Origin of the sequence: Flavobacterium lipolyticum (assembly GCF_020905335.1) — a bacterium.
Taxonomy (GTDB): Bacteria; Bacteroidota; Bacteroidia; order Flavobacteriales; family Flavobacteriaceae; genus Flavobacterium; species Flavobacterium lipolyticum.
In genome coordinates, this window is record NZ_JAJJMN010000001.1 from 355275 (window position 1) to 367841 (window position 12567).

Sequence of the window (12567 nt, forward strand, 5' to 3'; positions counted from 1 at the left end):
TTTGTTTTTCTTTTTTGGGATCTAAAACTACAAATAATTCTTTAGTAGATTCAATTGGTGGTTGAACAGAATTTTCTAATAAGGTCTGAAGAATCAAAATGCACATTCACTTTTAATGAATTGTTTTCAAATGGCTCAACCTGAACATTTACAACAAAAAAACCTGGTGCATAGCCTTCTCTCGTTTCCTCAAACAAATCTGTATTCCCATAAAGCAATCCTGCAAGAGTCGTACTAACATTTTCTCCTTTTTCATTCTTCTCTTCCCATGAAGATTCTTCAAAATCGGGAATACTTTTAGTTTCAACTTTTTTCAATATTAAAAGAAGCTTTTCATTTGAAGAATCACTATTCTTATATTCGTATTCTCCTTCAAAATCATACAATGCATCATTTTTAACTGCTGCAATTTTATTTTTGTTTACCGAAATCTTTATTTCTTTGACTTGTTTGATTTCATTGGTTTCTTTTTTTTGATCTTGGCAAGCAAAGAGAAGGAGGGAGAGAAGATAAATAACTACTTTATTTTTTTCATGCACTCTTATTCATTAATTCCTTTGATTAAAACTCTTTGTTTTAATTTATCTTCTATTGCCCATCTCAATGATCTTTCACAGCATCATCATTAATCTGCATAGTAATAGATACTTCTTTTAATGTTCTTTTCCTCTTTTTCTAATATTATTTCTGTTACTCCACCATCAAAATTCATTACGACCTCTATTTTGCCAGATTTTACTTTAAATTTAACATCAATTAACCCATTTTTGTTGATGTTCATTATACTGTCAACCATTGGTATTCTTTTTGGCAAAACAGATGATTTTTCAACTAGTTTACTTGAAATAATCTCCTCATAAACTTTAGCCAAACTTGTATTTTTTATCGTACAGACTTTACCACTTCCCATTTCTACCGCCACATCTTCACACTCAGCTGCAGATTTTTTATCTTTACTACTTTTTGCAAATGCAATTACACACCCATCACTTTCAACAAACATGTAATTATCGACAAAGAAAGCATCCTGAAAATATTTATCTAATTCAGAATTCTTGTCATACACTTTTTTATTCCGAATACACTCAATTTTATTTGGCAAGATGATCTTGAAATCATCTTTCAAAATCTTCTGATATGCTCGAAGTAAATATTTATGTTCAAAAAAAGATTCCGATAAAATTCTACTTCTGTACACTTCATCAGAATATTTATTTGAAATAAATACAGAATCCCCGGAAATATCAATGATTAAAGACTTAAACTTTTCAACATCGCAAACATACTCGTCTTTTAATAATGGTACAGCTTTACAAAAAATCCAATTATTTCTATTTTTTACTTTAGCTGAAATATCAGTAATCTCCGTTTTCTTTTCTTTATTTATTACATGATTTTGGTGTTCCTCTTTTTTACATGAAAAAAGAGATAATAAAACTAAAAAAACTGTAGCTCTAAAATAAAAAAACTTAGTGATTTGAATCATATACATTATATTTAAACATTTTAATTTCGGCCTTTCTCCTAACAACTAATCCTTCTAATCCTCCATTTGTCACATCACCCATTTCGTCAGCTCCCCCCTCATAATCTTTTAAATTAATTTTTTTCTTTATCTTCGTTACTCCGTCATTAAGACCTCCTACATTTAAAAAATTCTGACCTGTATTATATAAGAGACTAACTAATGCATCGAATTCATTTTGATACAAATATACATGAATATCTCTTTTTACAGCCTTCTCGAATTGTATTACCCTTTGCTCGAATAATTCTGTTGCTCTTTTTATATCAATACCGTCCTTGAACTCCTGAGGTTCAGAGCCATTACACGGAAATTTATGAACTAAATGACCATATCCAATTGAACAATTGCGTTCTTTTGCATCATCATTATAAAGATGTGGCTTAAACTGTTCCCAGTCTTTTATGAATTTTTTTCCTTTTTCACTTAACCTCATTTTTTGTATATCCATTCTATTACCTTGTGGTCCTTTCTTTTGCTTACCATTAAATGCATTTTTATATCCTTCCATTAAGATATCAACCGAATCAATTAAATCCTTTCTACGTTTGAAAGGAGATCCATTTAATGTATTTGTAAGTGGGCTATCTAAGTTTTCCCCATTTTCCGTCGAAAAAATTTCAAAATGCAACATATAAATATCTTGTCCAGTGATTACTGTAACTCCTACGAGCTTTCCTGTTTGCCCAAGAGTATCTCCCTGTTTAACAATATCATTTTTCTTTACTTTTATACTTTTAGGATTTAATTCACCATACCTTGCGATAAACTTTCTGCCATCTTTTAATTTGTGTAAAACTGTGACCTGATTTGTTTGCGAATAAAAATATGCCGTTTCTAAAACTTTCCCATCAGCAATAGCAATCACTTCTGCATTTTTCTCCGTGTACAAATCTCTCCCTCCATGTTTTCTTGCTCCATAATCTCTATAAGAATCAAAAGTTGCTTGATTATGTCCATCAGCAGCAGTCCAATTATAGTTTTTACCCCATTTTGAGCCAGTATTATTTGTAGGCTTTTCTAATAATGGAAAAATAATTTCTTTCTTTTTTATACTCTCTCCCACAACCATATTCAATCCTTTATAAGACAAATGTTTCGTAGAATGCCCTTCGATACCAACATAGTAACTCCATTTTTCGCCGACTTTTGTTCCTTTAAGACGGGTTATTTTAAAAGTCGCAGATGCATTGCCTTCTGAATCTATTTTTACTTTACTTCTAAAATTTGGTTTTTCCCTTTTTTTGTGGGATGTTAGTACAATCTCTTTACCGATCATGTTTTGTGTTTTAGCGACAATGGTCACATATTCGCCATCATAACTAAGAGGAATTTCATCTTGTGCCGTGACTCTTTTTCCATCGTACTGAAAATAGGCCGCTGTTATTTTTTCACTCGTTACAACATTTAAAACCGCAGTGGTGTTAACATCGGCATTTCTCTTAAATGGGTACAATCTGCCATTTTGTATCCCCATTAATTTGAAGGTAATTTTAGCTGTTTTTCCTTCCTGAACCCCAAAACGCTTCTGAAAAGTATCATCAAAAGTTATAATCTTATTTATTTCACCACTTTCATTCGTTGTCGTTTCATTATAATAAGAAGGCTCTTTACTGCCGTTTAAGTAAAAATTAATTCTTACTTTCTGATTGTCATAGTCCGGAATCTTCGCTTTTACATGATTTACTTCTCCCGAAAAACCGGAAGTTTCTTTTTTGTCACCATTACTATAGGCCCAATAGGCCTCGGTTACCTGCGGACGCTGTACCTCCATTTTGAAAGTAGCTTTAGCATCGACGCCTTTTGCTGCGTCGCTAAAGGCTTCTATTGTGTAGTGCCCTTCTTTATCGGGTACAGATATCCCAAAAGATTCCCATTTATGAAGGTGCTTTCTTTTTGGAGCGCCCTTTTCAGTATACCAGATATCTCCTGACGTCAAATACGGATTATTCTTAGAATCATAAACGATCCATTTTACATCCTGTTTTTCTTTATCTGTAGGAGGTATTTTAAAAGTTTTTGCTTCTAAAGTAAAAGTCTTATCTGAACCGCCCAATAAAAAGACATTCTTGTTTGATTCTCCTTTGATAGGACCAATACTGGTCACTTCATTTTTAATTGCTGAAACTTCAAACTCCTGCGTTAATGCATATTGATCCTTACTGATTATTTTAATCTTATAAGTTCCCAAATCAGGCATCAATACGCTAATGTTTCCTGTTGAATCCAGTTCTTTTTCGTCTGAAATTGTGGTTCCTTTATTATTAATTTTAGTCTCTATTTGATAGTAAAGTTTTAATGGATTTAGTGATTTTACTTTCGGGTATTTTAAAGCTGTTTTAAATATAAACTCTTTCGCTGAAGGTCTTACCAATCTTCCTTTAACTGTGGAAGGAGGTAAAATTACAAGCTCCTGAGCCACTATTTTTACTTCTGTAAAAGCGAACGGCTTTTTATTTTTCTTACTGTTTGCTCCATGTTCATACCCATAAGCTTCGATTATATAAGCACCTTCTGCATCAAAATTATAACTAAAGGATGTACCCTCGTCTTCAAAAATAGTTTCTTCGTATTTTTTACCTTTTCTCGCCTTGTAAACAATCCAGTTAATACCTTCGTTTTTATTTCCATTGTGAACGATCAGGGTTTCGTCAAGGAAAAACTCCAAACTTTCTCCTACGATAAAGGAAGAAGCAGTTGTATTTTTTATTTTGACCGCTCCGTTTTTTACCGCATTTCCGGGCGCATCTATACTGCTTATTTCTTTTAAAAATACATAGACAGCTTCTCTTCCAATCTTACCATAAAGTCTGTCTGCGCTTAAATTAGGATAAATTTTGGTTTTAGTGGTTATAGTAATTGTACCGGGTAAGTCATCCAGTCCCTCTACTTGTCCTAGCAATAAAAACAGCTCATTATATTGTTCAAAAAGATTGGCTACATTGATTGTGTCTTTTTTTAATTGGTCTCTAATCGTTTCCCAACGTTTTTTACTTCCCTCTGAAATTTCCCCCAACAAGATATTGGTATCAATTGCTTTAATCATTTTTTCGCGAACGATTTCCCAATTAAAATTTTGGGTCGCTGCCACAGAATTTAGTTGTTTAAGAGCGGCGTACATTTCTGTAAATAATGCATGATTTGGTTTACCGTCAAAATCCTGAACAGATACTCCTTTATCTTCATCTAAAGCCTTAGAAATTTTAGTCCAATATTCTACTGCTATTCTATCATTTATAGCATTAGCCTGTTCTATTTTTTTCCTGATTGCTTGTTTAACAACTTCCAGAGTGGGTTCACCGTTTGTTTGCAGTTTTTCCGGTATCGTTAGCATTTGTTGTACCTCAACACCGGAATAAATCTGACTTGTTACTCCTTTACCTAAATTTAAAGCATCATCTTCAACTCCGAATATCGGAGAAGTAGTGTTAGCTGATATCACAGTACTCATCATTGTACTGTCTATAGTATCCGCAACGCCTTCTCCGATTGAAGTATTAAAATTTGTTGTTCCAAAAGGAATAGTTCCGGGCAATACCGTTACATCATTAAAAGCCTGCCCTGCTTCTCCAAAAACCGAAGGAGTATTGTTTACCGATAATGCTGCGTTATTTCCTGCTTTAGCAATTGTATCGTTCACGCCCCCTTCGGCTGAGAAATTAGAGTTTTTAACAGAAAGATTTTGGTTCTTCTGCTCCTGCCATAATTGTTCTATATCCTTTTGCTGACTCATTTCTTTTGAAATTTTTGCCAGTTCTTTTATCATGACATCGGTTAAATGTTCAGCACTTTTTACATCAGCACTGTCTTGTATTAAAATATCGAAATTGTGAATTACGTTTTTACTCATCGGTAGCTATTTTTCAGAGTGTAAAAGTAGTCTCATAGTTTGTTATTTTAAAACTTCAAGACGTTTGTATTCAGTAGTTTCAGTAAGTTCTCATTCTACTGAAACTACTGAATAGAGAAGGTTATTTTTTCTTTTTTTACTATTGTTCTGCTCTACTTTTACACCCTCAAAAAATCAAATAGCTTTATTTTCTTATAGGCATTCGAAACTTTAAAACTTACCCACAATCCTATTAAACATTAGTTAAAAGCATGGAAAAAAGGCCCAAAATACCTGATAAGGATAATTTAAAAAACTTCTTAAACAAATCTTACTTACATCATTAAACAGAAAAAATATGGCTCTACAAACATTAAACACTATTAAAAGTTGGTTCAAAACTGGTTTTAAACCAACACAAACTCAATTTTGGGATACCTGGGACTCCTTCCGTCACAAATACGAAAAAGTACCTGTAAAAGAGATTGAAGGGATTGACGAATTGCTTTCTGCTAAGGCAGATAAAACAGTTTTAAATGATCATTTAACAGATAAAAATGCACATGCCCCACAAGGATTAAAATCAGTGCTGGATACCAATCCTATTGCTGCTTACCCTACTGATTCTCACGGATACAGCAATGCAACTATAATGGGAAACTACGGTAACTATAAGTATAATAATATTACGGTAGGAAGTGAATTTGACAGCACCTCCTTATTTCAGTTAACAAACCAAATAACACTTAGCTGCAGAGTATTAGAAACCGGAGATGAAGGCAAGATATCCCTCTTCAGTGGTGATCCTTCATTAGAAAAATATAAAAATGGAAAACATACCTTAATAAAAATTGCCGACCCAGTATCCAGTAATGTATTTGAATTTCCTGCAAAATTAGAACGATTTAATAATAATACTTATACAATCGCCACCACAGACGATTTTAAAACTATCAATGGAGAATCTATCGTTGGCGAAGGGGATATTGTTATAAATGGAGAAATCGAAGAAGCTCCTATCAACGGAAATCAATATGGCAGGCAAAATGGCGAATGGAAACAAATTACGAAGGCGACGACTCCCAATTTACAAGACGTTCTGGCGCAAGGCAAAGTTGCAATACTTAATGGCATTGCTATGCAAATTGAGGATACGGATACAAATAACCAAACTACAATATCCGGATCCACAATTACTATGACTGATCCATCAAACAACAATAACTTCACGTTATATAATGCAAACGGCTTTCAAACAGTAGGTAAAGCCACTAATAGTAATTTTTCATCTGCCAAAAACGGATTCCTCTATTTCAACGGTGCCTCTGTACACAATAGGCTTGTTTTTGCTGAACCAGGCGAATCAAATTCTACGATTATACTTCCTGCCAAATCAGGAACTATAGCCACTACGGATGAAATAGGATCTCCAGTTTCGGCTACACAAATTGGAATAGTTAATAACATAGCGCTACAAGAACTTGGAGGGGTTGATAAACTTATAAATGGAGTAAGGATAGGCAAAGGTAATGGTGCTGTTGATACCATAGGTAATACCGCATTAGGTGAACTTGTTTTATCTAACAATACCACCGGCACATTCAATACAGGGATAGGATGGAAAGCTCTTTCCGCTAGTACCATCGGAACACAGAATTTAGGGTTAGGAGCTAGCGCATTAGCTAGTAATACATCCGGAAATTATAATCTAGCTCTGGGAGCGTTAGCATCAGCATATACTACAACATCTAGCCAGAATACAATTATAGGTGCAGCCGCTGGCGGTGGAGTTGATTCTAATTTCAAACGAAGTATAGGAATTGGATACAAAGCATTAGGTGGTGTCGGAAACCTAGGAGATTTAAACATTTCAATTGGCCATCAAATAGGGGGTAATATCACCACCGGAGCCAGAAACGTTTTAATAGGTAATTCGAGCAATAGTGCCGTATCTAATAATTTGACAACAGGTAGTGATAATATATTCATAGTTACGGCTGGCATAACTCCTATAGGGGTTACGACTGGATCTGGAAACGTAGCCATAGGTAAGATAACAGGCTTGTCCCCAACGACATCAAACACTATCATTCTCGCTGATGGCGCCGGAAATAGAGCAATAGTAAAAAATACAAATGGAGAAATACAAGCTCCCAATTTAACTCCTGAACTTATTGAATCGGGAGGAAACACTTCGTTAACTACAAAAGCATATGTAGACAGTAAGTCCCTACAAGTTGTTGACGATCCATCAACTTCTCCTGTATCGAGAGCATATTTAGATTCAACATACCCATTCTTTAGCATCGGTTCAAGAGTTCAATGCCTCTCTATTGATACTGGTTCGACTGTTTACGAAAAAACAGCTATTGGATGGGCTAAACATCTCGTTACCTCGATCGCCTAAATTTAAGACAAGAAAAAAAGACCTCTTGAAAGTGCTTTAATCGCTATTCAGGAATTTTATCTTATCCTAAATGAACAATTATCAAAAGGAGATTTGTTATTGTTTCAATACCTAATAACCTACAACAACATCATTTAAAAAATGGCTCTACAAACATTAAACACTATTAAAAGCTGGTTCAAAACTGGTTTAAAACCAACTCAGACTCAATTTTGGGATACCTGGGACTCCTTTCGTCATAAAGAAGAAAAAATTGATATAACTGATATTGAAGGAATTGATGAGAAGCTCAGTGAATTTAGTGGCAAGATTCCAACTCTTCAACAAGTTTTCAAAGCTAGCGCTGATTATCAAAATTATTATGGTTTTGCTGTAGTACTTAATCAAGGATTTGTTCTAAAATATATTCCCACAGGGCCAGATAATTTTTCAGATTTTTCTAAATTATCCATAAGTCCACATTATATATATGGAGCAAAGTACGCTTCTGATATCTATGATCCTACCACGAGATTTGATATAAATCATGAATATTTTTCAATATTCAAGAAATTTGATACAAGTTTTAGCGAATGTCAGATGTTTGCAGACAGATTTACATTTACCGCAGGTCCATATCCAATTAGCCAGCAAACTTATCACAAATGCGAATTATTATTTCCAAAATTTAATAATGGCATAGCGGAAACTTGCACATTACCAATAAAAGTAAATCAAACTGCTGCTGACGATGCCGGTAATATTTCATTGTCCTCCATTAACACAACATTCACGACCAGTGACGGAAAAACGATAACCGTTACAAATGGTATCATCACTAATATTCAATAATTTATTGAGTCTTTTAAAAAATGACGTAGCGACTAATGATATGGCTTAAACCTCTTTTTTCGTCATTTTTTAAAGAGAATAACTGACCTCTTTCTAAAACTTAATTATATAACTAATCCAACATCTTATGGCAACAAACATCAACAACATTCTAAGCTGGTTCAAAACCGGCGAGAAACCAACACAAAAACAGTTTTGGGATTCGTGGCAAAGCTTTTGGCATAAGGAAGAACAGATTCCGCAAAGCGCAATTTCAGATCTCGATTCGGTTTTGAATGCCAAAACCGAGAAAGCACAATTTGATGCGCACAAAACAGATCGTGATGCACATCCTGAAATTTTTACTGTCAAAGAAGACAAAACAAATAAAAACCAACGAGATGGATATGCCGGATTAGACGCTTTGGGAAAACTTTACTCAAATCAATTACCGGATCCACTACTAACATTGACAAAATTAGAAGCAGAGGAGTATATCAACAATTCAAAATTAGTAAAAGGCCAGTTATATGAAATTACCGGAGTTGATAATGGCTGGTGCGATGTTCAACTCAGAGCTCTCGAAAACAATGTTCTGGAAACTAACGGAATTGGTAAATTCAACAATCCGGATTACTATTCTTATAGTCTATGGACTAAAAATATGATAGGGACATTTAATAATGTTGTTGGAAATTTTGTTAAAGGCGAAAATGTCACAAGTAATAACGGCGCGCTCGGAAAGTACTTAAGCTATGGATTTATTGAATTCATATCCGGAAACTGGGCGGACGCTTCTTCAATCACGGGCTCTGAGTCTTTAGCCACTTCTGATGTATCCGGTTTTGTAAATTCTCCAAGTTATTCGATTAATGATATTGTCATTTGGGGTAATAATCACTGGAGAAATCTAAATGGAAATCCTGGAGTATATGTGGACGAGTCAAGCTTAGATACCTCTGAATGGGTTATTGATACTGCTGCAATGATTACCGTTTATGATCCCATACGATATAATTGGGAAGGTGATCAGATTTATTATAGAGAAAATGATTATAACAATAAAACTGGTAATAATAAAATTGGAGGCTACGTAAAGGGCTTCAAATGGGGAGGTACTATCACAAATACTCAAATACCGGCCTTGGAGTGTTATATAGCAAATTTAAACATACAGATGAGTGATTGTTACTTTAAAGGTTTTTCTATAGGAGACAGTGTCAACAACTTATTCAACACATTGCATATAAACAATATAAATACCTATAATTTTCAAATGTATGGCATTACTAATAATACATATCTAAATATATACGAGATGAATTGTGCACGTATAAGCTTCAGGGAAACCGTTTTTAAAACCCCTTTTAATATAGGCTCTATAGCTGCTCCATATGCATTCTCTATCTATGGGGTTGATAACTTAAAAAGTATGCAAAATATATACATACAACATGATCTTCATCTTTCGCAACTAGACACCTCCAATTGGACAGAATTATTCAAAGAACATCCCAAAACTATTTTAAACAAACCAAATGGAGATTCCGTAATCACATATATAGACAACAACAATGAGCAAAAAATTGTTGCCTTATCAAGTTAGAACCTGTTCTCTAGTGGGGTTATACAATTGCAGACAGAGATAATAATCATATAAGCACAACAAACTAACGCGGATTTTAACAAATTAAAACAAAAAATATGGCAACAAATATCAATACCATTCTAAGCTGGTTCAAAACCGGCAAAAAACCAACACAAAAACAATTTTCGGATTCCTGGCAAAGTTTTTGGCACAAAGAGGAACAAATTCCTCAAAGTTCTATTGAACATCTGTCACAAACTTTAAATAATAAAACCGAAAGAACTCAATTTGAAGATCATAAATCCAGCAAAACAGCACATGAAACTTTATTTGCATCAAAAGAAAACATTGCTAATAAAAGTCTGACCCTTTCTTCCTTATCAAGCAATAGTGATTATCCGTCTTCAAAAGCAGTTTACGATTTTGTAAATAATCTTATAAAAAGTGAAAATAATGTAAATACAGAAAAAGTATTAAATCTGGTACAATCCAATTCATTGATCCCGGGCAATTATTACTTGATCAATGATTTTCAAACCATCTATACCATTACTGGATCAAACTCTTCTCCAACACTACTTAAAAGGCGAATAAATTCTTATCCGGCAAAGTATGCTGTTCTGGATGTAGGTTATGATTTAAATTTAACTGTGGGTAAAACCGTTGTTATAACCAAACTTCCTGATGGTTACACAGGTCCATTACAGATTGGTTCAACAACAACCGTGAGTCTTGTCGCCTCTCAGGGTTATTATTTCCGTTTTGCCAACGGAATGCAAGCTCACATAGGATTAGAATTTGAATATTCAATACCCCGATATTCCAACGGAATTGTTGACAATTTAGTTGTAAATGATGCTAACGGAAAACCCGTAATACGCCCAGGAGGGGTACTAAATACTGAAGTTCACAATGGCACCGCATACATGAATATGTCGGCAGAAGAAAATCTTAATGTTCCTTTAGAATCAATTATTTTAAAGGCGAAATCGACAAAAGAGTTTGAATTAGAAGGGAAATCCGTAACCTATCCTGACGATAGTATTGAATATAAATTACCTGTCGTGGGAAGTGTCGCTACTAAAGGAACAATCTTAAGAAGATACAACAGAGCTCTTGGTATTGACTTAAAAATCGACTGGAGAGTACAACGCTACCGCAGATGGAAAATTTCAACAGATTCTATTTTAAAAACACTTAATCAGGATCAACCGGTAACTTCTTTAACAGGATTTGATGGTGTTTACCAATTTACAGCAACTAAATCAACTACAGCAACACCGGAAAGATTTTATGTTGCTCATGATTTAGATCATAAATCTTTAACAATCGATGCCAATACAAAGATTGTTGATTTTACAATGGAAGTCAGTTCATATAATGATGCCAAAGACTTTACAATTTTTAAACTAGACCAAAATCATCAGCCTGTTAGTGTCAAAATGATGAAAGTTTCCGGATTATTTGAGAATACAGTAATTCAAAACAATTTAGGAGAACTTAATTTTGATACAAATGTAGATGCTGTAACATTATCAAACACAACATTTGCATGTTCAGCAGTAATTACCGGAATTTCTAACCAAATATCCAACAGCTTATTTTTGGATACCTTTTATAGTATTGAAACATCACTCATAATCAATAACATAAAATCATTATCAAATTTTATGGTTGAAGGATCGATTTCTTCCCGAATTAATAATTCCGTGATTGGCGTCAATCTTAACAATTACAGTAGTGGAAACAAACCTTCTGTTAGGTGGATTAGAATAGAGAATATACAAAGTTCATCCTTAAACAAGGTCCTTCTGGGTGGAGCATTACCCTATTATAATTTTAATAACTCAACAATCGAATATAGTACTTTGTATTTCTATAATAACTTACGCAACGAAGCTTCTCCTACATATACTGCTTATAGTAAATTAATATTCAACAACTGCTTAATATTCTCGATGTCCATTTTTAACAGATCTAAACTAGGTAATACTATATTTGACGGCATCACAAGCAATGTCAATTATATTCCCTCCTCTGCATCCGGAAGAGATGTTTACATCAATTCAGTAGATTTAGATGAAATAAAAATTCAGATGAATAAATTTAATCATAAATTATTTTATGAAGAACGTGATGCTTTAGATGCTTTAAGTATTAAAACTTATGCTACTCCTTTATTATAGAAAAAAGAGAAAACATTTTTAAATATACTCATCACTGTTGAACTCAAATTTTATTTAACCAATATGTTAAAGCCTAAAAGAGATTATTTTTACTCTTTTAGGCTTATCTCTTTTCTTTCTCCCTTATTCACAACCTCAACACAAACTACTACATACCAAGACTTTAATTAAATTATTTTCTACTGAAACTACTGAAAGCAGCAACCAAATTTTTCCCTTTTT

7 protein-coding genes are annotated in these 12567 nt (G+C 33.7%); 4 read left to right on the plus strand and 3 right to left on the minus strand.

Going from position 1 to position 12567, the window contains the following annotated elements:
* Positions 1-50: 50 nt before the first annotated feature.
* From LNQ34_RS01485 to LNQ34_RS01495, 3 genes are all read right to left on the minus strand, one after another.
* Positions 51-539, minus strand: coding sequence for a hypothetical protein (locus LNQ34_RS01485; protein WP_229998432.1), 489 nt, complete (start codon positions 537-539; stop codon positions 51-53).
* 86 nt (positions 540-625) lie between these two features.
* Positions 626-1486, minus strand: a complete 861-nt coding sequence (locus LNQ34_RS01490) for a hypothetical protein (protein WP_229998433.1) — start codon at positions 1484-1486, stop codon at positions 626-628.
* A complete protein-coding gene (locus tag LNQ34_RS01495; RefSeq protein WP_229998434.1) occupies positions 1470-5375 on the minus strand; it encodes a glycoside hydrolase family protein in 3906 nt (1301 codons plus the stop codon). The genes LNQ34_RS01490 and LNQ34_RS01495 overlap by 17 nt, the downstream gene beginning before the upstream one ends.
* Before the next feature lie 337 nt (positions 5376-5712).
* Between LNQ34_RS01495 and LNQ34_RS01500 the strand changes: the two genes are divergently transcribed.
* From LNQ34_RS01500 to LNQ34_RS01515, 4 genes are all read left to right on the plus strand, one after another.
* On the plus strand, positions 5713-7761 hold the full coding sequence (locus tag LNQ34_RS01500) for an autotransporter outer membrane beta-barrel domain-containing protein (RefSeq protein ID WP_229998435.1): 2049 nt from the start codon (positions 5713-5715) through the stop codon (positions 7759-7761).
* Between the two features lie 141 nt (positions 7762-7902).
* Positions 7903-8592: a hypothetical protein gene (locus tag LNQ34_RS01505; RefSeq protein ID WP_229998436.1), complete on the plus strand. Its 690-nt coding sequence runs from the start codon at positions 7903-7905 to the stop codon at positions 8590-8592.
* A gap of 127 nt (positions 8593-8719) precedes the next feature.
* Positions 8720-10177 (plus strand): hypothetical protein, encoded by a 1458-nt coding sequence (locus tag LNQ34_RS01510; RefSeq protein WP_229998437.1) that lies wholly within the window; start codon positions 8720-8722, stop codon positions 10175-10177.
* A 98-nt stretch (positions 10178-10275) separates the two neighbouring features.
* On the plus strand, positions 10276-12345 hold the full coding sequence (locus LNQ34_RS01515) for a hypothetical protein (protein ID WP_229998438.1): 2070 nt from the start codon (positions 10276-10278) through the stop codon (positions 12343-12345).
* Positions 12346-12567: the final 222 nt, after the last annotated feature.